We start from the raw sequence: 25,638 nt of genomic DNA on the forward strand, positions 1-25,638 counted from the left end.
CGACAAGCCGTCAATAGAAAAGAACAGATTCGTTCATAAGCAACCATGGGCATCAAGTAAGCTCCAGATACGACCAGGAAGGGATGGGCACATGCTGGTGGAACAACGTCAGGAGCTGCTGCTCCGGGAACTGCGGGACACCGGCGCGGTGCGAGTGGCCGAACTCGCCGCGCGCTTCGGGGTCTCGGCCGGCACCGTCCGCCGCGACATCGCCGAACTCGCCGAGCTGGGGCGGCTGACCAAGGTGCGCGGCGGCGCCGTGCCGGTGCAGCGTGCCGCGTCACCCGCGGCTGCCGCCGACAGCGGGACGGCGCAGCGGCCGGCGGCGGATCCGCACCGGCCCACCATCGGGCTGCTGGTGCCCTCGGCCACCTACTACTACCCCCGGGTGGTGGCGGGGGTACGGGAGGTGGCGGCGCGCTACGGGGCCAGGATCGTCATCGGGCTGAGCGACTACGCCCAGCCCCGGGACGAGCGGCAGATCGAGGAGCTGTGCGCCTCCGGCGCGGACGGGCTGCTGGTGGCCTCCACCGGCGGGCACACCGTACCGCCACCGGTGCTGGCGCGGCTTCGGGCGAAGGGGCGGCCGTTCGTCCTGCTGGAGCGGCGGCCCCTGGAGCCCGATGACCCGAGCGAGTTCGTGGTCTCCGACCACGCCACCGGGGCGGCGCGCGCCGTGCGGCATCTGCGGGACCTGGGCCACGAACGGGTCGCGCTGTTCACCGCGGGCAGCCCCACCGCGCCGCTGGTGCGCGAGGGGTACCAGCGGGCGGTGCGGCAGCTGGGGCTGGACCCCGGCGCGCCGGTGGCCGGCGCGGACGAACCCGCCTCGGGCAGCCCCGCCGCCGTGGCGCGCTACGACGCCTTCATCGAGGAGTGCCGCGCGCGCGGCGCCCGGGCGGCGCTGGTGCACTCCGACCAGGACGCGATCGAACTGCTCCAGCGGCTGCGGGCGAAGGGGCTGCGCACCCCGGACGACCTGGCGCTGATCGCCTACGACGACGAGATCGCCGCGCTGGCCGAGGTGCCGCTCAGCGCGGTGGCGCCGCCCAAGCGGCAGTTGGGCGAGCAGGCGGCACACCTGCTGCTCGACCGCCTCGCGGCGGACCGCGAACTGGCCCCGCGCCAGATGGTGCTCCAGCCGCAGCTCACCGTCCGGGAGTCCTGCGGGGCGTTGGGGGCTGCCTGAGGTATCCCGCCCGGCTCGCGACGCCCAGGCCGTGTCCGTCGGATCGTCGTGGATCAGGCCGCGGCGTCAGATGCGGTGCATCGCAAGGCGGATGATCTCGCTCGAACCGGGTCGTACGCGCGAGATGCGACAACGCGGCGAGGTTCCCCCAGCCCTCGGCCGGGAGGTGCCCCCTGCACCGGGCGCCGCGAGCCTGACCGGCGCTGTCCGTCGGACAGCCTCCCGACGCCGGGTCTTGACGGGGTACCGGGCGTCATGAAGTGTGCGGGTAAGCGTTTACTGCTCGCTCTTGACGTCTGATGGATGTTTCTGGCGCATCGCCGCGCCATGAAGGAGTGTGAGACTCCCATGACCATCCCCCCGATACCCCGCCGCACCGTGCTCGCCGCCGCCGGCACCGCCGCGTTCGCCTCCCAGCTGACCGGCGGCTTCGGCCCGGCCGCCACCGCGGCGCACGCCGCCGCGCCCGCCGACGGCGGCGGCGCCCCGGAGCCCGCCGAGATCCGCTGGCTGGAGGACGGCGCGCTGGGCGCCGCCCCCGGCTCCACCTTCGGCACCGCCTGGCCCCAGGGCGCCCTGCCCGCCGACCAGCCGTTCGCGCTGCGCACCGCCGACGGCGCCCCCGTACCCGTACAGAGCTGGGCCACCGCGCGCTGGCCGGACGGCTCCCTCAAGTGGTCGGCGCACACGGCCGGCCGTCAACTGCCCGCCGCCGGCCACTATGTGCTCGCCCCCGGCTCCCCCGCCACCGGCGACCACCGGGTACGGGTCACCGAGACCGGCGCCTCCTTCACCGTCGACACCGGGGTGCTGCGGGCCGTCGTGCCCAAGCGCGGCGACCGGCTGGTCACCTCCCTGACCAGGGGCGGCACCGAGATCGCCCGGGACGGCGAACTGCTGGTGCTGCGCCAGGCGTCGCTCGCCGAGGCCGACGCCGGCCGGGAGAGCTGGGAGCGGTACACCGGGCGGGTGAGCGAGGCGGTGCTGGAGCAGAGCGGACCGGTGCGCGCGGTACTGAAGCTCTCCGGGAAGCACCGCGGCGGCGGCCGTGAGTGGCTGCCGTTCACCGTACGGCTGTACTTCTGGGCCGGCGCGGAATCGTTTCGGCTGATGCACACCTTCGTCTTCGACGGCGATCAGGACACCGACTTCATCCGCGGCCTCGGGGTACGGTTCGCGGTGCCGATGCGGGACGCCGGCTACGACCGGCACATCCGGATCGCCGGGGCGGACGACGGGTTTCTGCGCGAGGCCGTCAAGGGGATCACCGGGCTGCGCCGCGACCCGGGCGCGGCGGTGCGGGCGGCGCAGGTGCGCGGCGAGCGGCTGCCGGACCCGGCGACGTGGGCGCAGACGGTGACCGGCCGGCTCCATCTGATCCCCGAGTGGGGCGATCACACCCTCGCGCAGCTGAGCCCGGACGGCTTCACGCTGCGCAAGCGCACCGGGGACGGGCACGGCTGGATCTCCTCCGGCGCGGGCACCCGGGCGGCCGGGTTCGGGTATGTGGGCGGGGTGAGTGGTGGACTGTCCTTCGGGCTGCGGGACTTCTGGGAGCGCTACCCGGCGCAGCTGGACATCCGGGGCGCGGCCTCGGAGGTGGCGTCGGCGACGGTGTGGCTGTATTCGCCGCTGGCCGAGCCGATGGATCTGCGCTTCTACCACGACGGGATGGGCCAGGACAGCTACCCGGAGCAGTTGGAGGGCCTGGAGATCACGTACGAGGACTACGAGCCGGGGTTCGGCACGCCGTACGGGATCGCGCGCACCAGTGAGCTGATGTTCTGGGTGAACGCGGCCACCCCGCCGATCGCGGAGCTGACGGCGCAGCGGCGGGCGCTGCGCACGCCCCCGCAGCTGGCGGCGTCGCCCGGCACGCTGCACCGGGCGGGGGTGTTCGGCGACTGGTCGCTGCCGGACCGCTCGACCGCGCCGAAGCGGGAGATCGAGGATCACCTGGACTTCCTCTTCGACCACTACCGGGGTCAGGTGGAGAGCCGGCGCTGGTACGGCTTCTGGGACTACGGGGATGTGATGCACTCCTACGACGTGGACCGGCGTCAGTGGCGGTACGACGTGGGGGGCTACGCGTGGGACAACTCGGAGCTGTCCACGGATCTGTGGCTGTGGTACGCGTATCTGCGTTCGGGGCGGGCCGACATCTTCCGGTTCGCGGAGGCGATGACCCGGCACACCGGGGAGGTGGATGTCTACCATCTGGGCCAGTGGGCGGGGCTCGGGACCCGGCACGGGGTGCAGCACTTCGCGGACAGTGCCAAGCAGCAGCGGATCTCGACGGCCGCCAACCGGCGCTTCTACTACTACCTGACCGCCGATGAGCGGGTGGGTGATCAGATGGCGTCGCTGCACGACAGTGAGCGCACCTTCCTGGTGCTGGATCCGATCCGGAAGATCCGTACCGAGGAGTACGTGCCCGATCCGCGGGCGCTGGCGATCGGCTTCGGCACCAGCTGGAGCGGGCTCGCGGCGGCGTGGCTGACCGAGTGGGAGCGGCGCGGGCCGAACTGGGAGTCCTCGCGGGACAAGCTGCTCAACACGATGCGCACGATCGCGGCGACGCCCAACGGCTTTGTGACCGGTGAGGGGCGGTACGACCTGGAGACGGGGCGGTTCGCGCCGGCTCCGGAGCCGCGGGTGAGTGTGTCGCACCTGTCGGCGGTGTTCGGGCTGGTGGAGATCTGTAGCGAGCTGATCTCCAGCGTGCACATGCCGGAGTTCGACGCGGCGTGGTTGCAGTACTGCCGGCTGTACAACGGCACGGCGGATCAGCAGCGGGCGGAGACCGGGGCCTCGTTCGGGAACCTCAATCTCCGGCAGGCGCACTCCCGGCTGACCGCGTACGCGGCGGTGCGCACCGGGGACGAGGCGCTTGCCGCGCGGGCCTGGCGGGAGTTCTACACGAGCTCGGACGGCTATCTGCCGTCGCTGCCGTGGCGGTCGGAGGAGATCGCGGGGCCCGAGGTGCTCAATCCGGGCGGCGAGGCGGTGTGGGTGTCGACGAATGCGACGGCCCAGTACGGCCTCGCCGCGATCCAGAATCTGGCGCTGCTGGGTGACCGGGTGCCCGGGGCGTCCTGAGCGGGGGCTGAAGGGGCTGAAGGGGCTGGAGCTGAAGGGGCTGAAGGGCTAAACGGACTGCCGGTGGCGTTTGCCGCCGATCCGGAAGGCGTGGATGGCCAGTCCCTGTCCGCCGGCGGTCCGAGTGGCCTCCTCCCAGGTGAGGGCGCGGGGGCCGGCGGCGAACAGCGGACCGCTGGCGCGGTCGGAGATGAGGGCGGTCAGGAGAGTGACGGCGCGGTCGGAGAGCGGGATGTCGCCGCCGTCGGGGAGGTTCGCGGCGCGGGAGGCGGCCTCGGGTCTGATCCGTCCGGTGCCGAGGTCGATGTCCGGCACTTCGAGGGACAGCAGATCCATCACCCGCACCTCGCTCTCCCACAGCAGCTGCCACAGCGCGCGGTGCACGATGTCAATGGATTCATCGTCGAGGAGGGCCGTCAGCCGGTCGGGGGTGACGGATTCTGCGGTGGTCGTCATGGCCACGCAGTATCCACCCTTTGACCATGGCCCGTACAGAAGTGCGATCGGTTTGTGACAGGGTGATCGACGGCCGGAGACGAGGCGTGTCCATTGCCGTGGCATTGCTCCCTCTTTACCCGGCTGAACTAAGGTGCGATCACCGGGGGTATCGCGACACCCCACGGGGTGAGAGAGACGAGGTGACCCCATGGGCCAGATCGGACCCACGCATCTGTTGATCGTCGCCTTGGTGGTGGTGGTCGTCTTCGGTTCGAAGCGGCTGCCGGACACCGCCCGGGCGCTCGGGAAGTCACTGCGGATCCTCAAGAGCGAGGCCGCCGCGATGAAGACGGACGAGGAGCGGTACCAGCCGGAGCCGCAGCCGGCCCAGACCGTGCAGCCGGCCCAGCGGCTCGATTCCGGGCAGCCGCAGGAGGCCGCCGCCCAGCAGGCCCAGCAGCAGCCGCCCGTGAGTTCATAAGATCTTCGCATCATCGCGCCCCGCGTGCCGTCCCCGGCCCGCGGGGCGCTTCGTGTGTTGCGCCCGATGACGGGCGTATGAAACCGCCCCCGGACGGCACCGGGGTGTCTTGACCCCTTATCGGCGGCTGGCTACGTTCACCCGCATGCGGATCCCTGATCGGTTCACCCGGCGGCGCGCCGTGGACCTGATGCGCGTCGCCACCGCGATCTGTCGCTGTCGCTGACGCCGGCGCCGCCGTTTCCGTACCTCCGGACCGCACCCCGCGCGCACAGGCCCCTCCGCCCTGCCCCGCGCCGCGCCGCCCTGCCCCCGCGCGGCCCTGCCCGGCGCCGCGCGCCCGCTCGCCCACCCCCATGTGCCGTGCCGAAAGGTGTGCCGATGCCTTCGCCCCCGTCCCCCTCCCCCTCCCCCGTGCCGCTGTCCGTGCTCGATCTGGTGCCGGTCGTCTCCGGCTCCACCTCGGGGCAGGCGCTGCGGCGCACCGTCGAGCTGGCCCGGCGGGCGGAGGCCGCGGGCTATCACCGGTACTGGCTCGCCGAGCACCATCTGGCCGCGGGGGTGGCGAGTTCGGCGCCGGAACTGGTGATCGGGCTGGTGGCGGGCGCCACCGAACGCATCCGGGTGGGCTCGGCGGCGGTGCAGCTGGGCCATCACACGGCGCTGTCGGTGGTGGAGCGGTTCGGCACGCTGGACGCGCTGTATCCCGGCCGGATCGATCTGGGCCTGGGCCGCTCGGGGCACCGCAGCGGGCCGGTGGCGGTGCCGGCACCGGTGGCGGTTCCGGTGCGGGAGGCCCGGTGGGTGGACGGCGTACTGATCCCGCCGCCGTTCCATCCAGGCGCGCTGCTGGAGTCGCCGCACTTCGCGGCGCAGCAGGCGCTGTTGCGGCTGCCCGGCGCCGGTGCGCCGGACTATCCGGCGCACGTGGACGAGATCCGGGCGCTGCTGGCGGGTACCTACCGCTCCCCGCAGGGCGTCGAGGCGCACGCGGTGCCGGGTGAGGGCGCGGATCTCCAGCTGTGGGTGCTGGGTTCCAGCGCCGGGGAGAGCGCCCGGGTGGCGGGTGAGCGGGGGCTGCCGTTCGCGGCCAACTACCACGTGAGCCCCGGCACCGTCGTGGAGACGGTCCGGGCGTACCGGGACGCCTTCCGTCCCTCGGCCCACCTGGCGCGCCCGCATGTGGTGGTGTCGGCGGACGTGGTGGTGGGCCCGGACGACGGCACGGCGCGGCGGCTGGCGTCCGGCTACGGGCTGTGGGTGCGCGGCATCCGTACCGGGCGCGGCGCGATCCCGTTCCCGACGCCGGAGGAGGCGGCCGGCCACCGGTGGAGCGAGGCGGACCGGGCGCTGGTGGCGGACCGGGTGGACACCCAACTGGTGGGCTCGCCGCAGACGGTGGTGGAGCGGCTGCGGCGGCTGCGCGCGCTGACGGACGCCGATGAGCTGCTGATCACCACGATCACCCATGACCACACCGCCCGGGTGCGCTCGTACGAGTTGCTGGCGGAAGCCTGGCAGCGCGGCGGCGCGGCGTGAGCGGCCCCGGGCCTGCCGCCCCGGCCTCGGTGGAACTGCGCGCGGTGACGAGGGAGTTCGGGCACGGCGGGGGTACCCACCGGGTGCTGAACGGGCTCGGTCTGCGGATCGCGGCCGGAGAGACGGTGGCGTTGCTCGGCCCGTCCGGGTCCGGCAAGTCCACGGTGCTGCGGCTGATCGCGGGCCTGGACCGGCCCACCTCGGGGGCGGTGCTGGTGGACGGCGCCCCGGTGCGGCAGATGCACCGGCGGGCGGCGGTGGTCTTCCAGGATCCGCGGCTGATGGGCTGGCGGTCGCTGGCGTCCAATGTGGCCTTCGGGCTGCCGCCGCGCACCCCGAAGGCGCTGCGGGCCAAGGAGGTGGCGCACTGGCTGGAGGTGGTGGGGCTGGCCGGCTTCGCCCGGCACCGCCCCGGTCAGGTCTCCGGCGGGATGGCGCAGCGGGCGGCGCTGGCCCGCGCGCTGGCCCGGCGGCCCGGGGTGCTGCTGCTGGACGAGCCGTTCGCCGCGCTGGACGCGCTGACCCGGCTGCGGATGCAGGATCTGCTGGACACCGTTCAGCGCGATCAGGGCACCACGGTGCTGCTGGTCACCCATGACGTGGACGAGGCGCTGCGGCTGGCCGACCGGGTCGTGCTGCTGGGCCCGCATCCCGATCTGCCGCTGCCGGCGCCCCGGCCGCGGGCGCATGACGATCCGTCACTGCCCGCGCTGCGCGGCGAACTGCTGCGCAGGCTGGGTGTGACCTTTGCTGCCGATACTTCCGATGCTTCCGAGGCCCTTGAGGAACGTGTGCGATGAGAACCACCGGTATACGGATCACCGCCCTGTTCGCCCTGTCGGCGCTGCTGCTCAGCGGCTGCGTGGCGGGAGGTGAGGACACCGGCCGCCGGGCCGGCGCCGAGGGGTCGGTCGAGCTGCGGCTGGACTGGGCGTACTACAACCCGCAGTCGCTGGTGATCAAGGAACAGGGCTGGCTGGAGGAGGAGCTGGCGCAGCAGGGGGTGACGGTCAGCTGGCAGCAGTCGCTGGGCAGCAACAAGGCGAACGAGAACCTGCGCTCCGATGTCATCGACTTCGGTTCGACGGCCGGTACCCCGGCGCTGCTGGCCCGGGCCAATGGCACCGGGCTGCGCACGGTGAGCGTGTACAGCCAGCCGGAGTGGTCGGCGCTGGTGGTGGGCGCGGATTCGCCGATCGAGGAGGTCGGTGAGCTGAGGGGCCGGCAGATCGCCGCGACCAAGGGCACCGACCCGTACTTCTTCCTGCTCCAGGCGCTGGCGGAGGCGGGCCTTTCCGCCTCGGACGTCACCATCGTCAATCTCCAGCACGCGGACGGCCGGACCGCGCTGGAGCGGGGCGATGTGGATGCCTGGGCGGGCCTGGACCCGTATACGGCGCGGAGCGAGATCGAGGCGGGTTCGCGGCTGATCTACCGCAATCTCGACTTCAACTCCTACGGCTTCCTCAATGTCTCCGAGGAGTTCCTGGCGGACCGTCCCGAGCTGGTGCAGGTGGTGGTCGATGTGTACGAGCGGGCCAGGGAGTGGATTCTGGCGCATCCGCGCGAGGCGGTGGGGATTCTGGCGCAGGCGGCGGGCATCACCGAGGAGGTGGCGGAGCGGCAGTTGCTGGAGCGCACCCGGCTGGATCTGTCGCCGGTGCCCGGGGAGGCGCAGCGGGCGGTGCTGGAGCGGATCGCGCCGCTGCTGGTGGCGGAGCACCAGGTACGCGGCCGGCCGGAGGTGGAGCAGGCGCTCGCGACGCTGTTCGCGCCGGAGTTCGCCGAGCGGGCCGGCCGGTGAGGGGACCGGCCGGCCGGCTGGGGCGGGCGGCGGCCGGTCTGCTGCTGCCCCTCGGGCTGCTGGCGCTGTGGCAGTGGGCGGCGTACTCGGGCGTGTACTCGCGCGGTCAGCTGCCGGCCCCCTCGGCGGTGCTGGCGGCGGCCGGCGAGCTGCTGGGGCGCGGGGAGTTGCAGCATCACATCGCCGTCAGTGTGCAGCGGGTGCTGTGGGGGTTCGCGCTGGGGACCTGCGCCGGGGTGCTGCTGGGCGGCCTGGTGGGTGCGTCCCGGCCGGCCCGGGCGGTGCTGGCGCCGACCGTGGGCGCGGTCCGGGCGGTGCCGTCGCTGGCGTGGGTGCCACTGCTGTTGCTGTGGCTGGGCATCGGGGAGACCCCGAAGCTGACGCTGGTGGCGATCGGCGCGTTCTTCCCGGTGTACACGACCGTGTCGGCGGCGCTGGACCACGCCGACCCGCGGCTGGTCGAACTGGGGCGGGCGTACGGGCGCGGCGGCCCGGCGCTGCTGGTGGGGGTGCTGCTGCCGGCGGCGGCGCCGTCCATCGTGTCGGGGCTGCGGCTGGGGCTCGCGCAGAGCTGGCTGTTCCTGGTGGCGGCCGAGCTGATCGCGTCCTCGATGGGGCTCGGTTTTCTGCTGATCGACAGTCAGAACACCGGCCGTACCGACATTCTGCTGCTGGCGATCGTGACGCTGGCGCTGCTGGGCAAGGCCACCGACGCGCTGCTGGGCGTGGCCGAGCAGCGCGTGAAGCTCCGCTGGTCCTGACGTGCGCGCCCGTCCCCGGGCCGGGGGCGGGCGCGCGGGCGGACCGGCTCAGGTGCGGGCCAGCGGGGCGGCGCGGGTCAGGGCCGAGGAGAACTGGTCCAGTACATGGTCCAGCGGTTCGGCGGTCGCCGGGTCGACGGTGACCGTGCCGCCCGGCCCGGTGGTGATGTGCCGGTCCAGCACGAACCAGCCCTGGGTGATGTGCGCGGCGCCCATCGCGGAGAGCACCGGGCGCAGCGCGTAGTCGATGGCCAGGACGTGGGCGGTGGTGCCGCCGGTGGCCAGCGGCAGCACGGTCTTGCCGGTGAGCGCGTACTGCGGGAGCAGGTCGAGCAGGGATTTGAGCAGCCCGGAGTAGGCGGCCTTGTAGACGGGGGTGCCGACGACGACGCCGTCCGCGTCGCGCAGCAGTTCGGCGACCCGTTCGATCGCGGGGTGGGTGGGGTCGGCGCCGGTAAGGGCGTGGGGCGGCAGCGACCGGGCGTCCAGGGGTATGACGTGGTGGCCCTGGTGGGTGAGCCGGGCGTCGAGGTGGCGCAGCAGGCGGACGGTGCGGGAGGTGGGTGAGGGGCTGCCGGAGATGGACAGGACCGTGGCCATGGCGGGGTTTCCCTCTCAGGAGGCGGGGGCGAAGGGGATTTCGGCGCGGGCCGGGTCGGCGTCGGGCGCGGTGTGCGGGTGGCGCCACAGGCCGCGGGCGGCGAGCAGCGGCAGGACGCCCTCGCCGAACCAGTACGCCTCTTCCAGGTGGGGGTAGCCGGAGAGGACGAACTCGTCGATGCCCAGCCGGTGGTACTCCTCGATCCGGTCGGCGACCTCGGCGTGGCTGCCGACCAGGGCGGTGCCTGCGCCGCCGCGCACCAGGCCGATGCCGGCCCACAGGTTGGGGTGGATCTCCAGGTTGTCGCGGCGCCCGCCGTGCAGTGCGAGCATGCGCTTTTGGCCCTCCGACTCGCTGCGGCCCAGGCCCTCCTGGACGGCGCGCACGGTGTGCTGGTCGAAGCCGTCCAGCAGCCGGGCGGCTTCGGACCAGGCGGCGTCGGCGGTGTCGCGGCTGATGACGTGCAGCCGGATGCCGAAGCGCAGGGTACGGCCGCGGGCGGCGGCCCGGTCCCGTACCCGGGCGATCTTCTCGGCCACCTGGGCGGGGGGTTCGCCCCAGGTGAGATAGACGTCCACGTGGCGGGCGGCGATGTCCAGGGCGATGGGCGAGGAGCCGCCGAAGTACACCTCGGGCACCGGGTCGGGTCCCCGGGTGAGACGGGCCTGCTCCACCCGCAGGTGGTCGCCCGTGTGGTCGACGGTGTCGCCCTGCCACAGGCGGCGCACGATGGTGAGGAATTCGCCGGTGCGGGCGTAGCGGGCGTCCTTGTCGAGGAAGTCGCCGTAGGCGCGCTGCTCGGCGCTCTCGCCGCCGGTGACGACGTTGAGCAGCAGCCGGCCGTCGGTCTGCCGCTGATAGGTGGCGGCCATCTGGGCGGCCAGCGTCGGGGAGACGAAGCCGGGCCGGAAGGCCACCAGGAACTTCAGCCGTTCGGTGTGCCTGCTGACCATGGCGGTGGTGAGCCAGGCGTCCTCGCACCAGGCGCCGGTGGGGGTGAGCGCGCCGATGAAGCCGAGGTCCTCGGCGGCCCGGGCGATCTGGGTGAGGTACGGGACGGAGGGGGCCCGTACCCCGCCGGCCGTGGTCACGGCGGTTCCGTGGCCGCCGCCGACGACATGGCGGCTGTCGCCGCTGGTGGGCAGGAACCAGTGGAAGGTCAGGGGCACGGAGTTCTCCGATCGTGGCGCGGGGGTGCGGCGGTGGTCACAGCAGGCCGTGGTTGGGGGGCGGGGTGCCGTTCAGCCGGTGGCGGCCCAGGTGCTGGATCTTCCAGCGGGCCGGGTCGTGCAGGGTGTGGGTGCGGGCGTCGCGCCAGTGACGGTGCAGATTGAGGGAGTTGAGCGCGGAGCGGGTGCCGGACACCTCGAAGACGGCGTCGGCGAGGGCGACGGCGGTGGCACCGGCGTGCGCCTTGGCGGCGGCGACGGCCAGTGAGGCGTGGGCGGCGCTGTCCTCGGTCAGGCCGGCCCGGGCGGTGTCGACGGCCCGGGCGGCGGTGGTCAGCAGGGCCTCGGCGGCGCGCAGTTGGAGGTCGAGTTCGCCGAACCGCTGGATGAGCAGGGGGTCTTCGGCGGCGGTCGCGGCGCCGCTCTCGAACCAGGGGCGGCTCTTGGTGCGCACGAAGGTGACGGCCTCGGCCAGGGCGCCGGCGGCGATGCCGGTGTCGATGGCGGCGTGCAGGAGTTGGGCGAGGGCGCCGTGCAGCTGCGGTCCGGCGAAGGTGAGATGGTGCGGCACGATGCGATCGGCGGGAACCCGTACCCGCTCCAGCCGTACGGTGCCGCTCGCGGTGGTGCGCTGGCCCATGCCGTCCCAGTCGTCGACGACGGTCAGCCCGGGGGCGTCGTGGGGCACATAGGCGACGTGCAGGGCGCCGTCCGGGCCGCCGGCCCTGGCCAGTACCGGGATCCAGTGGGCGAACAGGGCGCCGGTGGAGTAGTGCTTGACACCGGTGAGGAGTTGGCCGCCGTCGCCGTCCTCGGGGTCGGGCTCCAAGGTGGTGCGGATGTCCTGGAGATGCCGGGTGCCGGCCTCGGACTGGGCGTTGCCGAACCGGCGGCCGGCCAGTACCTGGGCGTGGAAGAAGTCCCGCTGGGCCTGGGTGCCCTGTTGGCGCAGGACGTTGACGTACACGAAGTGGCTCTGCGGGATCTGCGCCAGGCTGGGGTCGGCGGCGGCCAGCAGCCGGAAGATCTCGGCGAGGGTGACCGCCCGTACGTCGGCGCCGCCGTGTTCGGCCGGCACGGTGACGGCCAGCAGTCCGGCGGCGGACAGCCGGTTGAGCTCGGCGCGGGGCAGGAGCCGTTCGGCGTCCCGGCGGGCGGCGGTGGCGCGGAACTCGGCGGCGAGGTCCGCGGCGGTGGCCAGCGCCTCGGCGTCGTCCTTGATGACATGGGCGGGGACGGGGGCAGGGGGGTGCCCGGGCATGCGGGGGCTCCTCGCGGACGGCGGGCGCGCGACAGGGCACGCCCGGGGAGGGCGGAGGCGGGGCGGGTGAGGTGGCGGTGACGGTGTGGCCGGGACCGGGGTGCGGGGGCACCGCGCGGCCGGGCGTCAGTGGATCAGTGGTGGATCCGACAGATGGCGCCGGCGACGCGGGCGAAGTCCACGCAGCGACGGCGGGTCAGGATCTGAACACCAGGCATAGCAGGATGCAAGCATGTTCGACGCAATGACGTCAATGGGACATTCGCCATCCGGGACCGGTCCGAGCGGTTCGGTATGGCGGGAGGAACTGGGTTACTTCACAGTGCCCCATCCGTACCCGGAATAGCGCTTTGGTGCCCGCCCTTGATGACCGGTGAACCCGGTGGGACCGGGCGGTCCCGTCCGCTCCCACCCAACGCACCACCGTGAGAGGGGACCTTGGTGTCCATGCGAGACGCGTCATCGGCGGGCGGCGGACCGGGCGGCGGGCTCGGCCGCCGGGGCTGGGCCATGCTGCTGGTGCTGTGCGGGGCGATCTTCCTGGAGGGCCTGGACATCGGCATGCTCAATGTGGCGCTGCCGGCGATCCGGGCGGATCTGGGGCTGAGCACCGGGGAACTCCAGTGGGTGATGAGCGCCTATGTGCTCGGGTACGGCGGGTTCATGCTGCTGGGCGGGCGGGCCGCCGACCTGTTCGGGCGGCGGCAGATGTTCGTCGGCTGGCTGGTGGTGTTCGCTGCGTTCTCGGGGCTCGGCGGCTTCGCGCAGGACGCGCCGACCCTGGTGCTGGCCCGGTTCGTCAGCGGGGTGGCGGCGGCGTTCATGACACCGGCGGGTCTGTCGATCATCACCACCGGCTATCCGCGCGGGCCGCGCCGCAATCTGGCGCTGCTCATCTACTCGGGGACCGGTGCCGCCGGGTTCTCGCTCGGGCTGGTCTTCGGCGGGCTGCTGACCTCGGCCGGCTGGCGGATGGTGTTCTTCGCCCCGGTCGGCCTGGCGCTGGCGATCCTGGCCGCCGCCGTACCGCTCATCCCGCGCTCACCGCGTCCGCCGCGCGCCGCCGGGCAGCGGGTGGACTGGCCGGGGGCGGTCGCGGTGACCGGCGGGATCGTGCTGCTGGTGGTCACCGTGGAACGGGCCGCCCATGTGCCGCTCGCCGTCACCGGGGGCACGCTGGCGCTGTCCGCGCTGCTGCTGTGGGGCTTCGTGGCTATCGAGCGGCGCAGCGTGGCCCCGCTGGTGCGGCTGGGCATCCTGCGCTCGGTGACGCTGGTACGGGCCAATGTCGCGGCGCTGCTGTTCGCGGGCGCGTTCTTCGGGTTCCAGTTCATCGCCGTGCTTTACCTCCAGGAGCTGCGCGAGTGGTCCACCCTGAAGACCAGCTTCGCGCTGCTGGCCACGGGCTGCGACGTGCTGCTGGCCCCCACGGTGGTCCCCTGGCTGGTGAAACGTTTCGGCACCGCGCGGGTGATCGTGGCCGGGCTGCTGGCCGCGGTGCCGGCGTACGGGCTGTTCCTGCGGATCGGCTTCGACACCACGTACGCGGCGATGTTCCCGACGATGGTGCTGGTGGGGATCGCCTTCGCGCTGGTGTACGGGCCGCTGACGATCGTGGCCACCGATGACATCGCGGAGCACGAGCAGGGGCTGGCCGGCGGGCTGCTGTACACCTCGTTCCAGTTCGGCGCGGCGCTGGGACTGTCGGCGGTGACGGCGGTGAACATCGCGGCCACGGCCGGGCCGCAGCCGCAGCCGCAGCAGATCCTGGACGGCTACCGGGCGGCGCTGCTGGTGCCGCTGGTCGCGGTGCTGATCGCCACGGCGGTGGCCGCCACCGGGGTGCGGCGGCGGCAGCGGGTGCCGTCGTCAGTGGTCGGCTGAGGCGGGGGCGCCGCCGGGCTTGCGGGCCTCGATCAGGAAGCGGGTGGCGTGGGCGGTGAAGGGGCCCTCGGCCCGGATCCGCTCGTGCAGGCGGCGCAGGGCCGGGCGGTGCCGCTCGACGGTGAAACCGGGGACGATCCAGATCACCTTGCGCAGGAACCAGACGACGGCGCCGATGTCGTGGAAGACGGTGCGCAGCGAGGCGGTGCGCAGGTCCACCACCCGCAGCCCGGCCGCCTCGGCGGCGGACCGGGCGGCGTCCGGCTCCCGGCCGCTGGGCCCGGGCTGGGGGCCGAGGAAGAACTCGGTCAGCTCGCCGACGCTGTGCGGGCCGACCTCCTGGGCGAGGTAGGAGCCGCCGGGGCGCAGGACGCGGGCGATCCCCGGCCAGTCGGTGCGTACCGGGTGCCGGGCGGTCACCAGGTCGAAGGTGGCGTCGGCGAACGGCAGGGCGCCGTCCTCGCCCGGCGCCACCACGCTCACCCCGCGCGGGCCGAGCCGGGCGGCGGCGAGGGCGGCGTTGGGCGGCCAGGACTCGGTGACGGCCATGTGCGGCGGCAGCACGGGGGCTTCGGCCAGCACCTCGCCACCACCGGTGTCGAGGTCCAGCGCGGCCCCGACCGTGGCCAGCCGGCCGGCCAGCAGCCGGGCGTACCCCCAGGGGGGCCGCTCCTCGGTCGCCCGCCCGTCCAGCCAGGAGAAGTCCCACCCCTCGACGGAGGCGGCCCCGGCCTCCTCCACGAGCGCGTTGAAGTCCTGCTCCCCTGTCGCCATGCGCGCCACCCTGTCAGCGCCGCGCCCCACACCGCCACCGGATATCGCCGGGCGGCGGGGGCAGGATGAGGCGGATGGAGACCGAACAGGCGCGCGAGGCGGCGGCCCGGTGGGTGGCGGAGTACGGCCGGGCGCTGCCCGGCTTCGCGGGGGCCTTTCTCGGTGGCTCGGTCATCTGGCGCGCGCCGGGTGAGCCGCTGCCGGTCACCTCTGACGTCGATGTGTATGTGGTCACCGACGCAGTGCCCCGACCGGAAAAACCCGGCAAGTTCCGTTACCGGGGCGTGCTGCTTGAAGTGTCGCTGGAGTCGTGGGAACAGTTGTGGCCACCCGCCGCGGTGCGGGGCGCGTACCACCTCGCGGGCCCGTTCCGGGGTGGCACCCCGGTCGATACGGTGCTGGCCGATCCCACCGGGCGGCTGGCCGCACTGCGCACGGCCGTGACGGCCTCCTTCGACCATCCGGACGCGATACGGCTGCGGTGCGCGGACGCGGAGCGGCGGATCGTGGCGGGTATGACGGCCCGGCCGTCGGACCTGCCGTGGCCGGAGCGGGTGCTGCGCTGGCTGTTCCCGGCCACCGTCGGCACGCATGTGCTGCTGGTGGCCGGGCTGCGCAATCCGACCATCCGTACCCGGTTCGCGGCGGTCCGGGAGCTGCTGTACGCGCACGGCATGCCGGAGGTGCACCACGAACTGCTGGAGCAGCTGGGCTGCGCGCAGTGGTCACCGCACCAGGTGCGGCGGCATCTCGCGGCCCTGGAGAAGGTCTTCGACGCGACCGGGCCCCTGCTGCGTACCCCGGTCCCCTTCGCGTCCGATCTGGGCACGGCGGCCCGGCCGGTGGCGATCGGGGGGAGTGCGGAGCTGATCGTGCGGGGGCTGCATCGGGAGGCTGTTTTCTGGATTGTGGTGACCTATGCGCGTTGTCTGACCGTGCTCGACCGGGATGCGCCGGATCGGGTCCGTCAGTTCGAGGCGCCGTTCGGGGTCTTGCTCGACGATCTGGGGATCGGTTCGTCCGTTGAGCTGGAGGGGCGGTCGGCGCGGGTCTTGGGATATCTGGGCCGGCTGCGGGAGGCTGCGGAGGCGATCATGGCCGACCGACGGTAGGAGCGAGATGTCCGGCACCGAGGCCCAGGGGTCCCCCGATACGCTGCCGCGCCGGCGCCGGCAGCTGATTCTGGCGGTCTGCTGCATGTCGTTGCTGATCGTCTCCCTGGACATCACGGCGCTGAATGTGGCACTGCCCTCGCTGGGGCGGCAACTGGGCGCCGATGTGTCGGGGCTTCAGTGGACGGTGGACGCGTACACCCTGGTGCTGGCGTCGTTCCTGATGCTGTCGGGGTCGATGGCGGACCGGCTGGGGCGGCGGCGGGTGTTCAGCCTGGGGCTGATCGTCTTCACCTCGGGTTCGCTGCTGTGTGCGCTGGCGCCGAGCCTGGGCTGGCTGATCGTCTTCCGGATGCTTCAGGCGCTGGGCGGTTCGATGCTCAACCCGGTGGCCATGTCGATCATCAGAAACACCTTCCACGATCCGAAGGAGCTGGCGCGCGCCATCGGGATGTGGGGCGGGGTGGTGGGGATCTCCATGGCGGCCGGGCCGATCGTCGGCGGCGCGCTTGTGCAGTTGTTCGACTGGCGGGCGGTGTTCTGGATCAATATCCCGGTGGGGATCACCGCGCTGGTGCTCACCCGGCGCTTCGTTCCGGAGTCGCGGGCGCCCCGGGTGCGCCGGATCGATCCGGTCGGGCAGTTGCTGGTGATCGTGCTGCTGGGCACGCTGACGTTCGGCATCATCGAGGGTGGGCGCGGCGAGTGGACCAGTGCGCCGATCGTGGGCTGTTTCGTGGTGGCCGCGCTCTCGCTGCCGGTGCTGGTGCGGTACGAGTCGCGGCGGGTGGATCCGCTGCTGGATCCGGGGTTCTTCCGCAGTGCGCCGTTCAGCGGGGCGAGCGCGATCGCGGTGAGCGCGTTCGCGGCGCTGAGCGGTTTTCTGTTTCTCAATACGCTCTATCTCCAGGATCAGCGGCAGCTGTCGGCGCTGGAGGCGGGCACGTATCTGCTGCCGATGGCGGGGGTGACGCTGGTGCTGGCGCCGGTGTCGGGCCGGCTGATCAACCGGTTCGGGTCGCGGCTGCCGCTGCTGCTGGCCGGGATCGCGCTCACCGTGAGCGGACTCATGTTCGCGGCCTGGGACGCGGAGGGCGACAACGCGCGGCTGTTCACCGCCTATGTGCTGTTCGGGATCGGTTTCGGTCTGGTGAACGCGCCGATCACCAATACCGCCGTGACCGGGATGCCGCGCGCCCAGGCGGGGGTGGCCGCGGGCATCGCCTCGACCAGCCGGCAGGTGGGTTCGGCGCTGGGGGTGGCGATGGTGGGTACGGCGCTGGCTTCGGGTTCGCGGGTCGCCGGGTGGTGGATCATCACCGTCTGCGCGGTGCTGGTGCTGGTGATCGGGCTGCTGACCAGCGGGCGCTGGGCGCAGCGGTCGGCCGGGCGGGCTGCGGAGCGGCTGGCGATGAGGGGGGAGCGGCCGGAAGGGCTGTGAGGGGTCGTTCTCCGGCGCATCCCCTGAAGCCCCGAAACATTCGGGTCATCATTTCAAGCTACTATCCGTTTCCATCATGGCCAGGCATCCGGCGATGAAGGGAGCACGGAGATAGCACTACGCATTTGGCTCAGCAGCGCGGGGACCGCCAGCACCCAGGTGATGCGCATGTTGCGCGAAAACCCCGACGCCGCCGCCGTACGGATCTACGGCACCAATATCAGTGAGACCGCGCCCGCGCTGACCGCCTGTGATGTGGGCGAGGTCGAACCTTATCGAGTCAACAATCACGATTACGCCGAATTCGCCCTGGACTTCTGCCGGCGGCACGGTATCGATGTGCTGATACCACCGCGCCGGCTGGACGCTCTCGCCGGGCGGGCCGAGGACTTCGCGCGGATCGGCACCCGGCTGATGTGTTCTCCGCCGGCGGCGGTGGCCGTCCTCACCAGCAAGAGCCGTACGTACGAGGCGGCCAGGGCGGCGGGCATCGAGGTGCCCGAGTGGCGGGTGGTGCGCGACGCCGACCAACTGCGTACCGCTGTCGAGGAGCTGGCCCGGCCCGGGGAGAGTCTGTGCATCAAACCGGCCGGCGAGTTCTCGGCCTTCGGATTCCGGATCTTCGACGACCGGCCGCTGCGGCTGCGGGATCTGCTGGAGGCGCCCCGGCCGCTGGTTTCGGTGACCGCTGTCGCCGATGCCCTGAAAAGGGCGGCGGACGAGGACGAAAAAGTGCCCTCGTTCATCGTGATGCCCTATTTGGACGGACCCGAGGTGAGCGTGGACACCCTGTCCGCGCCGGGTGGCCGGATACTGACCGCCATTCCCCGGGCCAAGGAGGGGCGTTACCGGCTGCTGCTGGATGATCCGGAACCGGCCCGTATCGCCGGTGAGCTGGTGGAGCATTTCCGGCTCGCCTATCTCGCCAATGTGCAACTGCGCCGGCTGCGGGGCCGGCCGGTGCTGCTGGAGGCGAATCCACGGCCCTCGGCCGGCATCTACCAGACGGCCTTCACCGGGGTGAATCTGCCCTGGGCGGCCGTGCGGCTGCTGCTGCACGGTGCGCCGGGGAAGCTGCCGGCGCCACGGCTCGGCGGCCGGATCGCGGTCACCGAGACCGCGGCCGAGGTGGAGAACGCCGCGGCCGTCCCGGTTTAGCGGAGAACGCGGTACCCGACCGCCAAGCTCGGTCCCGGGCTTGGCGGCCTTCCCAGGAGCATGACGGGCCGGAAACGGGTAGAGGGAAAGATGTCATGCACATGACTCTTGGCGTTTCCCCCCCACAAGGAGGCACCCGATGTCCTTCCGGCCCTTCCGGCCCTTCCGCTCGGCGGCACGGGCCATGGTCACCGCCGTGGTGGCCGTGCTCGCCCTCACCGCCGCACCCGCCACCGCCACCGCCACCACCGCGCGGGCGGACGGCCCCACGGCAGCCGCCCGCGTCCTCACCTATGACGCCAGCGGCTCCGCCGAGTTCGCGAGCGCCGTCACCGCCGGCGTCGCGGTGTGGAACGAGAGCGTCGTCAATGTACGCCTCACCCCGGTCGCCGCCGGGCAGAGCGCCAACATCCGCATCATCGCCGACAACGGCTGGCCGCGCGCCCTGCGCACCAGCCTGGGCAACGGCATCGTCTACATGGGCCGGGAAGCGGTCGGCTACAACACCACCCGGATCGCCGCCCACGAGCTGGGCCACATCCTGGGCCTGCCCGACATCAAGCCCGGCCCCTGCTCCAGCCTGATGTCCGGCTCGACCGCCGGCACCGCGTGCACCAACCCCTACCCCAACGCCTCCGAACGGGCCACCGTCGAGAACTACTTCGCCGGCAGCCTCGCCGCCACCGGGCAGCTGCCCGGCCGTCAGCTGTTCACCGACTGACCCGCCGGCCTCACGGCGCCGGCGCGGTGGTCCCCCGGGGAGTGAACCGGGCCGCCGGGGACCACCGCCCGGCCACCGGCCGGCCGTCGATCAGCTCCAGCACCGAGGCCGCCACCAGCGTCCCGAACCGGTGCACATCCACCGTCATGGTGGTGAACGGCGGCGAGGTCAGCCGGCACATCGCGGAGTCGTCCCAGGCCACCAGCGACAGCTCGGCCGGCACCGCGATCCCCGCCGCCTTCGCCACGCCGAGCCCGGCGATCGCCATCACGTCGTTGTCGTACAGGATCGCGGTGGGCCGGCGCGCGGCGGCACCGCGCAGCAGCTCGGCGGTCAGCCGCTCCCCCGCCGGCGCCGAGTAGTCACCCTCCACCAGCACCGGCTCGATGCCCGCCGCCGCGCACTCGGCGCGCATGGTGTCGCTGCGCACCTGGGTGTGCAGCAGTTCGGCCGGCCCGGTGACCCGGGCGATCCGCCGGTGCCCCAGCGCCAGCAGCCGCTCCAGCGCCTCCCGGGTCGCCCCCGCCGCGTCCGTGGACACGGCGGGGATGCCCGGCACCTCCCGCAGCCCGCCCGCGATCACCGTCGGGGTGCCCAGCTCGCGCAGCACGGCGGGGCGGCGGTCGGTGGTGGTCACATTGACCAGCACCACCGCCGCCACCAGTCCGCGCTCGGCCCAGCGCCGGTGGGTGGCGATCTCCTCGTCCTGGTGCCGCACGATGTGCAGCAGCAGGGAGTGGCCGCGCTCGGCCAGCGATTCCTCGATCCCGGCGATGAACTCCATGAAGAAGGGTTCGGTGCCGAGCAGTCGGGCCGGCCTGGCGAGCACCAGGCCGACGGCTTCGGTGGTGCGCACTCAGCCCCGCACCGCCACCCCGTGCAGCGAGTTGACCGAGGACAGCACATCGGGGCCGGTGAACAGCCCCGGGTCCACGGTCGCCGTGGTGGTCACGGTGAAGGTGTGGCTCTCCCCCGCGAGCAGTGTCACCAGTTGGTCGTCCACCTCGGCGTCCGGTGCCACCCGGTCGGCCAGCACCGCGATGTCCCGGGCGAAGGAGGCGGCCCGCACCGTCACCCGGTACCCACCGGGAGCCGCGCCCGCCGTCGCGCTGAGGGCGGCCGGATCGTAGCCGAGGCCGGGATCGGCGCCGAAGGTGTGCACCGTACGCACCGCGCCCGCCGTCGCCACCAGTACCTCCCGCTCCGGGTCCGCCGGGGCCGTCAGGGCGGCGTCCGGTATGACGGTGAGGGCCGAACGTGCCGCCACCCGCAGGGAGATCGTATCGGTGGCCAGCACCTCACCGGTGAACGACCGCCGTTCCAGGCGCAGCCGGGCCTGCCACTCCTCCCCCGTGTCGTTGACGGCGACCAGGGCGGTGCCGCTGTCCCTGGGCTGTACGGTGAGCAGCCGGGGGGCGAAGGCCCGGCGCAGCGCGTACCACAGCGGCTTGCGGCGCTCCTCGGAGTCGACGGCGGCCCAGGAGACCACCGGCCAGCAGTCGTTCAGCTGCCACACCAGGGTGCCGGCGGTGCGCGGCCACCAGGAGCGGAAGTGCTCGATGCCGAAGGCGACGGCGCGGGCCTGGTTGAGCTGGGTGGCCCAGTGCCAGTCGGCGAAGCGTTCGGGGTGCGGCAGATGGGCGGCGAGGCCGCGCTCCAGCTTGCCGTTGCCGTCCTCGGCCTTCTGGTGCAGCAGCAGCGCGGGCGAGGTCGGGGTGAGCGGCTCCGCGTCGTGGATCCAGGTGGTGAGGGTGGACCAGTTCGGCGGGCCCTGGAAGCCGAACTCGGAGCAGAAGCGCGGGATGTGGTCGAGGTAGGTGGTGTAGTCCTTGCGGTTCCACACCTCCCATTCGTGGCGGGTGCCGTGGTCGGCCTCGTTCGGGTGCACCACATCCACGTGTGCGCGGGGGTTGTACGGGCTGCCGTCGGAGTACGGGCGGGTGGGGTCGAGTTCGGCGAGCAGCGCGGGGAACAGCTCGGTGTAGTAGCGCAGTCCCCAGGTGCGCCCCGCCAGGCGTTCCTGCCAGCCCCAGTCGCGCCAGCCCCACAGGTTCTCGTTGCCGCCGTTCCACAGCGCGAGGGAGGGGTGCGGGGCGAGCCGGGTGATGTTCTCGCGGGCCTCGGCCTCGAACTCGCTCCACAGCGGCTCTTCTTCGGGGTAGGCGGCGCAGGCGAGCAGGAAGTCCTGCCACACCAGGATGCCGGCCTCGTCGCAGACCTCGTAGAAGTCATCCGTCTCGTAGATGCCGCCGCCCCACACCCGCAGCATGTTCATGTGGGCGTCCAGAGCCTGCTGTACGCGGCGCTCGATGCGGGGGCGGTCGACGCGGGTGAGGAAGTGGTCGTCGGGGATCCAGTTGGCGCCCTTGGCGAAGATCCGGGTGCCGTTGACCACGAAGGTGAAGGGGGTGCCGGTGGCGTCGGGGGTGGTGTCCACGGTGAGGGTGCGGAAGCCGATCCGCCGTTCGTACGCGTCGAGTTCGCCGCCGTCCTCGCCCTCCCCCGCGGCGGCGAGGGAGATGTGCAGGTCGTACAGCGGCTGGTCGCCGTAGCCGGCCGGCCACCACAGCCGGGGGTGCGGGACCTCGACGGTGACGGTGGCGGTGTCCGCGCCGGCCGGGACGACGGTGCGCGCGTGGTGGCCGCCGACCGTGGCGGTGAGGGTGAGGTCGGTGGCGGCTTCCAGCCCTGAGCGTTCGATGACCGCGTGTACCTCGGCGCGCCCGGTGCCGTCCTCGGTGACGGTGATCAGCGGGCGTACCTCGGCGAGCCGGGCGGTGTGCCAGCGTTCGAGGCGGACCGGCTTCCAGATGCCGGCGGTCTGGAGGTCGGGGCCCCAGTCCCAGCCGAAGCTGCACGCCATCTTGCGGACCAGGTTGTAGGGGTGGAGGTTGGTGTGCGGGCGGGGCTCGATGCGCTCGGCGATCTCCTCGGCGTACTCCAGGGCGGAGCGGAAGGTGACGGCGAGTTCCTGCGGTGCGCCGGTGAGCAGGGCGCGGATGTCGAAGCGGTGGCCGCGGTGCATGTTGGCGGTCTCGCCGAGGCGGTGGGTGTCGAGGGTGAGGGTGGCGACGGTGTCCAGGCCCTCGAAGACGAGGTCGACCCGTTCGGTGGGGGCGGCGGGCTCGGTGTGCAGGGTGGTGGCGTAGCGCCAGTGGGCGCGGTGCGCCCAGGTCAGCTGCTCCTCGGCGCGGTCCAGGTAGGGATCGGGGATGAGCCCGGCGGCGAGCAGGTCGAGATGGGCACTGCCGGGCACCTGGGCGGGGATGGTGCGGCCGGTGATGTTCTCGGGTACGGGGCCGCCGGCCGCCGTGAGCTGCCAGCCGTCGTGCAGCGGGTGGCGGGACATCGGGTTCACCATGCGGACACTCCCCAGTGAGTGGTGTGGCTGGCCGGGCCCTTGATTGTTTCTCAGCCAAATTAAGTAAGTCAACAGGAGAAGAATCGGCCGCACGGCGGCCGGAACCACCGCGGGCCGTCCGGCGGCAGCGGTCAGCCGAAGTGCTGCCATTCGCCGGTGTGATGGTCATAGGCCCGGTGCAGATCCTCCGGGGCGATCTCCCCGGGTTCCCCGGTCAGCGACCGGCCGCGTACCTCCGGGTCGGGGGCGGCCTCCGCCAGCAGCCGGGTGTAGGAGTGCCGGGGGGCGAGGATCACCTCGTCCGCCGGGCCGCGTTCGACGATCCGGCCCCGGTGCATCACCAGGATGTCGTCGCTGAAGTGCCGGGCGGTGGCCAGATCGTGGGTGATGTACAGGACGGCGAGGTGGTCCTCGCGTTGCAGCCGGGCCAGCAGATTGAGCACGCCGAGCCGGATGGAGACATCCAGCATCGACACCGGCTCGTCGGCGATGACCACCTGGGCGCCGGGCGCCAGGGCGCGGGCGATGGCCACCCGCTGACGCTGGCCGCCCGACAGCTCGTGCGGGCGGCGCGGCGCGTACGCGGGGGCCGGGCGCAGATTGACCCGCTCCAGCAGCGCGTACGCCGCCGCTCTGGTCTGCTCCCGGCCACGGGCCCGGCCGTGCAGCTTCAGCGGCCGGGTGAGGTGGTGCTCGATGGTGTGAAAGGGGTTGAGGGAGGCGAAGGGGTCCTGGAAGACCAGCTGGACGTGGTCGCGGTAGGCGCGCTCGGGTACTTCGGCGCCGTCCGGGCCGGTGACGGTGATCCGCCCGCCGGTGGGCCTCTCCAGCCGGGCGATCAGCTTGGCCACCGTGGACTTGCCGGAACCCGAGGCGCCGACCAGGGCCGTGGTGCGGCCCGGGCGCAGGGTGAAGGAGACATGGTCGACGGCGCGCAGCGTGGAGTGCCGCAGCCCGGACCGTACCGGATAGTCCTTGACCAGGCCGTCGACCTCAAGGGTGGTCATCGCGCGGCTCCTTCGGGGTCGGTGTCGCCGCCGCGCACGAAGGCGCCGCGCTCGGAGGTGAGGGAGGGGAAGGAGTCCAGCAGCTGCCGGGTGTAGGGGTGGGCGGGGGCGTGGTACATCCGCTCGGCGGGGGCGTACTCGACGATCTCGCCGTCGCGCATGACGGCGATGTGGTCGCTCAGCTCCAGCAGCAGCGGCAGATCGTGGGTGATGAAGACGACGGCGAAGCCGAGTTCGTCGCGCAGCCGGATGATCTCGCGCAGGATGCCGCGCTGGACGACCACGTCGAGGGCGGTGGTCGGTTCGTCCATGATCATCACCTGTGGGTCGAGCAGCATGGCCATGGCGATCATGACCCGCTGGCGCATGCCGCCGGAGAGCTCGTGCGGGAAGGAACCGAGCCGGGCCGGGTCGACGCCGACCAGGGTGAGGACCTCGGCGCAGCGGGTACGGCGCTGCCCGGCGGTCATGCCGGGGCGGTGGGTGGTGAGGACGTCGTCCAGTTGCTCGTGGACGGAGATCACCGGGTTGAGGGAGTTCATGGCGCCCTGGAAGACCATGGAGAGCTTGTTCCAGCGGAAGGCGCGCAGTTCCTCCTTGTCCAGGGCCAGCAGGTCGATGTCGGTGCCGGAGCGGTCGTGGAAGACGACGGAGCCGGCGCTGACCTCGGCGGGCGGGCGGTGCAGCCGGTTGATCGCGTAGGCGAGGGTGGTCTTGCCGCAGCCCGACTCCCCGGCCAGGCCGAGGATTTCGCCACGCCGCAGGGTGAGGGAGACATCGCGCACGGCGTGTACGGGGTCGGCGGTGCGGTAGACGACGTCCAGTGCGGTGATGGTGAGGACCGCGTCCGGGTCGCGGGGCCCGGCCGGCGCGGTGGCGGCGGCGGTGTGGTCGGCGACCCGGACGGTGCCGCCGCCGGCGGCCTTGGGCAGCCGCAGCTTGGGATTGATGATCTCGTCGATGCTGAAGTTGATGAGGGACAGGCCGCAGCCGAAGAGCGCGATGACCAGGCCGGGTGGCACGAACCACCACCATGCCTCGTACTGGAGCGCGAAGCCGTTCTGGGCGAAGTAGAGCATCGAGCCCAGGGTGTGGGTGTTGGCGGCGCCCAGGCCCAGGAAGGACAGGCCGGCCTCGGCGAGGATCGCGGCGATCACGGCGAAGACGAACTGGGAGGCGATCAGCGGCAGCAGATTGGGCAGGATCTCGACGGTGACGATCCGCCAGCGCCGCTCACCGGCCACCCGGGCGGCCAGGATGTAGTCGCGGCTGCGCAGCGAGAGGGTCTGGGCGCGCAGCACCCGGGCGGCGGCGGCCCAGCCGGTGATCACCAGGACCACGGCCAGGGTCCACCAGCCGCGCTGTTCGCGGGGGACGAAGCCGGCGATGACGATGACCAGCGGCAGTCCCGGGATGACCAGCATGACGTTGGAGAACAGCGAGAAGCTCTCGTCCACGACGCCGCCCAGATAGGCGCCGATGACGCCGAAGAGGGCGGACAGCACGGTGGCGCCGATGCCCACCGCGAGGCCGATCTGGAGCGAGCCGCGGGTGGCGTGGGCGAGTTGGGCCAGGACGTCCTGGCCGGTCTGGGTGGTGCCCAGCCAGTGGTCGGCGGAGGGCGGGGTGCGGCCCATGTTGTCGACGGCGTCGGGGTCGCCGAGCAGCAGCGGGCCGATGACGCCGAACAGTCCGATGGCCGCCACGAGGCCGACGCCGATGCCGAGCCGGGCGGACCAGCCGGGCAGCAGGGCACGCCAGCCGCTGCGGGCGGGGGCGCCGCCCGGTGCGGGGAGGGTGGTGGTGCTCGCCATGTCTGCTCCTCTCCTCTTCCTCTT

22 protein-coding genes are annotated in these 25,638 nt (G+C 72.7%); 13 read left to right on the forward strand and 9 right to left on the reverse strand.

The annotated features are described in order from the left end of the window. Positions 1 to 91 precede the first annotated feature (91 nt). Together AC5WRL_RS18040 and AC5WRL_RS18045 are read left to right on the forward strand one after the other, a co-directional pair. Positions 92 to 1,189 (forward strand): LacI family DNA-binding transcriptional regulator, encoded by a 1,098-nt coding sequence (locus AC5WRL_RS18040; protein WP_496089597.1) that lies wholly within the window; start codon positions 92 to 94, stop codon positions 1,187 to 1,189. A gap of 354 nt (positions 1,190 to 1,543) precedes the next feature. Continuing rightward, entirely contained in the window at positions 1,544 to 4,288 is a 2,745-nt protein-coding gene (locus tag AC5WRL_RS18045; RefSeq protein ID WP_496089730.1) for an exo-rhamnogalacturonan lyase family protein, read from the forward strand. Between the two features lie 48 nt (positions 4,289 to 4,336). On the opposite strand, the gene AC5WRL_RS18050 is transcribed toward AC5WRL_RS18045, so the two are convergent. Beyond that, positions 4,337 to 4,744, reverse strand: a complete 408-nt coding sequence (locus tag AC5WRL_RS18050) for a site-specific integrase (protein ID WP_496089598.1) — start codon at positions 4,742 to 4,744, stop codon at positions 4,337 to 4,339. A 190-nt stretch (positions 4,745 to 4,934) separates the two neighbouring features. Between AC5WRL_RS18050 and tatA the strand changes: the two genes are divergently transcribed. The 6 genes from tatA (at position 4,935) to AC5WRL_RS18080 (ending at position 9,311) form a co-directional block, all read left to right on the forward strand. Further along, the gene (tatA, locus tag AC5WRL_RS18055) at positions 4,935 to 5,207 is read left to right on the forward strand and encodes a Sec-independent protein translocase subunit TatA (RefSeq protein WP_496089599.1); all 273 of its coding nucleotides are present in this window, start codon (positions 4,935 to 4,937) and stop codon (positions 5,205 to 5,207) included. Between the two features lie 145 nt (positions 5,208 to 5,352). After that, the gene (locus AC5WRL_RS18060; protein ID WP_496089731.1) at positions 5,353 to 5,433 is read left to right on the forward strand and encodes a putative leader peptide; all 81 of its coding nucleotides are present in this window, start codon (positions 5,353 to 5,355) and stop codon (positions 5,431 to 5,433) included. A gap of 155 nt (positions 5,434 to 5,588) precedes the next feature. After that, entirely contained in the window at positions 5,589 to 6,746 is a 1,158-nt protein-coding gene (locus AC5WRL_RS18065) for an LLM class flavin-dependent oxidoreductase (protein WP_496089600.1), read from the forward strand. Further along, positions 6,743 to 7,546 (forward strand): ABC transporter ATP-binding protein, encoded by an 804-nt coding sequence (locus AC5WRL_RS18070; protein WP_496089601.1) that lies wholly within the window; start codon positions 6,743 to 6,745, stop codon positions 7,544 to 7,546. The genes AC5WRL_RS18065 and AC5WRL_RS18070 overlap by 4 nt, the downstream gene beginning before the upstream one ends. Further along, positions 7,543 to 8,550 (forward strand): aliphatic sulfonate ABC transporter substrate-binding protein, encoded by a 1,008-nt coding sequence (locus tag AC5WRL_RS18075; RefSeq protein WP_496089602.1) that lies wholly within the window; start codon positions 7,543 to 7,545, stop codon positions 8,548 to 8,550. Before AC5WRL_RS18070 ends, AC5WRL_RS18075 begins: the two co-directional genes overlap by 4 nt. Next, positions 8,547 to 9,311, forward strand: a complete 765-nt coding sequence (locus AC5WRL_RS18080) for an ABC transporter permease (protein WP_496089603.1) — start codon at positions 8,547 to 8,549, stop codon at positions 9,309 to 9,311. Before AC5WRL_RS18075 ends, AC5WRL_RS18080 begins: the two co-directional genes overlap by 4 nt. A 48-nt stretch (positions 9,312 to 9,359) precedes the next feature. Here the strand turns inward: AC5WRL_RS18080 and ssuE are convergent, their stop codons facing one another. From ssuE to AC5WRL_RS18095, 3 genes are read right to left on the reverse strand one after another with little or no spacing between them, the layout of a single operon-like run. Continuing rightward, positions 9,360 to 9,911, reverse strand: a complete 552-nt coding sequence (gene ssuE, locus AC5WRL_RS18085; protein ID WP_496089604.1) for an NADPH-dependent FMN reductase — start codon at positions 9,909 to 9,911, stop codon at positions 9,360 to 9,362. Positions 9,912 to 9,926: 15 nt separating this feature from the next. Then, a complete protein-coding gene (locus tag AC5WRL_RS18090; RefSeq protein WP_496089605.1) occupies positions 9,927 to 11,081 on the reverse strand; it encodes an LLM class flavin-dependent oxidoreductase in 1,155 nt (384 codons plus the stop codon). A gap of 37 nt (positions 11,082 to 11,118) precedes the next feature. Continuing rightward, entirely contained in the window at positions 11,119 to 12,342 is a 1,224-nt protein-coding gene (locus AC5WRL_RS18095) for an SfnB family sulfur acquisition oxidoreductase (RefSeq protein ID WP_496089606.1), read from the reverse strand. Between the two features lie 447 nt (positions 12,343 to 12,789). Between AC5WRL_RS18095 and AC5WRL_RS18100 the strand changes: the two genes are divergently transcribed. After that, positions 12,790 to 14,226, forward strand: a complete 1,437-nt coding sequence (locus AC5WRL_RS18100) for an MFS transporter (protein WP_496089607.1) — start codon at positions 12,790 to 12,792, stop codon at positions 14,224 to 14,226. On the opposite strand, the gene AC5WRL_RS18105 is transcribed toward AC5WRL_RS18100, so the two are convergent. Beyond that, complete coding sequence (locus AC5WRL_RS18105) at positions 14,212 to 15,000, reverse strand: class I SAM-dependent methyltransferase (RefSeq protein WP_496089608.1); 789 nt, start codon at positions 14,998 to 15,000, stop codon at positions 14,212 to 14,214. The genes AC5WRL_RS18100 and AC5WRL_RS18105 overlap by 15 nt on opposite strands. A 74-nt stretch (positions 15,001 to 15,074) precedes the next feature. On the opposite strand from AC5WRL_RS18105, the gene AC5WRL_RS18110 reads away from it, so the two are divergent. The 4 genes from AC5WRL_RS18110 to AC5WRL_RS18125 all read left to right on the forward strand — a co-directional run bounded on the left by AC5WRL_RS18110 (position 15,075) and on the right by AC5WRL_RS18125 (position 19,432). Further along, on the forward strand, positions 15,075 to 16,112 hold the full coding sequence (locus tag AC5WRL_RS18110) for a hypothetical protein (RefSeq protein WP_496089609.1): 1,038 nt from the start codon (positions 15,075 to 15,077) through the stop codon (positions 16,110 to 16,112). Between the two features lie 7 nt (positions 16,113 to 16,119). Then, on the forward strand, positions 16,120 to 17,553 hold the full coding sequence (locus AC5WRL_RS18115; RefSeq protein WP_496089610.1) for an MFS transporter: 1,434 nt from the start codon (positions 16,120 to 16,122) through the stop codon (positions 17,551 to 17,553). Positions 17,554 to 17,676: 123 nt separating this feature from the next. Beyond that, complete coding sequence (locus AC5WRL_RS18120) at positions 17,677 to 18,711, forward strand: ATP-grasp domain-containing protein (RefSeq protein WP_496089732.1); 1,035 nt, start codon at positions 17,677 to 17,679, stop codon at positions 18,709 to 18,711. Positions 18,712 to 18,895: 184 nt separating this feature from the next. Next, positions 18,896 to 19,432 (forward strand): snapalysin family zinc-dependent metalloprotease, encoded by a 537-nt coding sequence (locus AC5WRL_RS18125; protein WP_496089733.1) that lies wholly within the window; start codon positions 18,896 to 18,898, stop codon positions 19,430 to 19,432. 10 nt (positions 19,433 to 19,442) lie between these two features. On the opposite strand, the gene AC5WRL_RS18130 is transcribed toward AC5WRL_RS18125, so the two are convergent. The 4 genes from AC5WRL_RS18130 to AC5WRL_RS18145 form a co-directional block, all read right to left on the reverse strand. After that, entirely contained in the window at positions 19,443 to 20,288 is an 846-nt protein-coding gene (locus tag AC5WRL_RS18130; protein WP_496089611.1) for a LacI family DNA-binding transcriptional regulator, read from the reverse strand. Next, on the reverse strand, positions 20,289 to 22,793 hold the full coding sequence (locus AC5WRL_RS18135; protein ID WP_496089612.1) for a glycoside hydrolase family 2 protein: 2,505 nt from the start codon (positions 22,791 to 22,793) through the stop codon (positions 20,289 to 20,291). A 131-nt stretch (positions 22,794 to 22,924) separates the two neighbouring features. Beyond that, positions 22,925 to 23,800 (reverse strand): ABC transporter ATP-binding protein, encoded by an 876-nt coding sequence (locus AC5WRL_RS18140; RefSeq protein WP_496089613.1) that lies wholly within the window; start codon positions 23,798 to 23,800, stop codon positions 22,925 to 22,927. Then, entirely contained in the window at positions 23,797 to 25,614 is a 1,818-nt protein-coding gene (locus AC5WRL_RS18145) for a dipeptide/oligopeptide/nickel ABC transporter permease/ATP-binding protein (RefSeq protein ID WP_496089614.1), read from the reverse strand. The genes AC5WRL_RS18140 and AC5WRL_RS18145 overlap by 4 nt, the downstream gene beginning before the upstream one ends. Positions 25,615 to 25,638 lie beyond the last annotated feature (24 nt).

This window comes from Streptomyces sp. NTD107 (assembly GCF_059510435.1).

Coding starts and splice junctions, on each gene's coding strand:
- AC5WRL_RS18040 (WP_496089597.1), top strand. CDS start 92: ATGCTGGTGGAACAACGTCAGGAGCTGCTGCTCCGGGAACTGCGGGAC.
- AC5WRL_RS18050 (WP_496089598.1), bottom strand. CDS start 4,744: ATGACGACCACCGCAGAATCCGTCACCCCCGACCGGCTGACGGCCCTC.
- tatA (WP_496089599.1), top strand. CDS start 4,935: ATGGGCCAGATCGGACCCACGCATCTGTTGATCGTCGCCTTGGTGGTG.
- AC5WRL_RS18060 (WP_496089731.1), top strand. CDS start 5,353: ATGCGGATCCCTGATCGGTTCACCCGGCGGCGCGCCGTGGACCTGATG.
- AC5WRL_RS18065 (WP_496089600.1), top strand. CDS start 5,589: ATGCCTTCGCCCCCGTCCCCCTCCCCCTCCCCCGTGCCGCTGTCCGTG.
- AC5WRL_RS18075 (WP_496089602.1), top strand. CDS start 7,543: ATGAGAACCACCGGTATACGGATCACCGCCCTGTTCGCCCTGTCGGCG.
- ssuE (WP_496089604.1), bottom strand. CDS start 9,911: ATGGCCACGGTCCTGTCCATCTCCGGCAGCCCCTCACCCACCTCCCGC.
- AC5WRL_RS18095 (WP_496089606.1), bottom strand. CDS start 12,342: ATGCCCGGGCACCCCCCTGCCCCCGTCCCCGCCCATGTCATCAAGGAC.
- AC5WRL_RS18100 (WP_496089607.1), top strand. CDS start 12,790: ATGCGAGACGCGTCATCGGCGGGCGGCGGACCGGGCGGCGGGCTCGGC.
- AC5WRL_RS18105 (WP_496089608.1), bottom strand. CDS start 15,000: ATGGCGACAGGGGAGCAGGACTTCAACGCGCTCGTGGAGGAGGCCGGG.
- AC5WRL_RS18110 (WP_496089609.1), top strand. CDS start 15,075: ATGGAGACCGAACAGGCGCGCGAGGCGGCGGCCCGGTGGGTGGCGGAG.
- AC5WRL_RS18115 (WP_496089610.1), top strand. CDS start 16,120: ATGTCCGGCACCGAGGCCCAGGGGTCCCCCGATACGCTGCCGCGCCGG.
- AC5WRL_RS18125 (WP_496089733.1), top strand. CDS start 18,896: ATGGTCACCGCCGTGGTGGCCGTGCTCGCCCTCACCGCCGCACCCGCC.
- AC5WRL_RS18135 (WP_496089612.1), bottom strand. CDS start 22,793: ATGGTGAACCCGATGTCCCGCCACCCGCTGCACGACGGCTGGCAGCTC.
- AC5WRL_RS18140 (WP_496089613.1), bottom strand. CDS start 23,800: ATGACCACCCTTGAGGTCGACGGCCTGGTCAAGGACTATCCGGTACGG.
- AC5WRL_RS18145 (WP_496089614.1), bottom strand. CDS start 25,614: ATGGCGAGCACCACCACCCTCCCCGCACCGGGCGGCGCCCCCGCCCGC.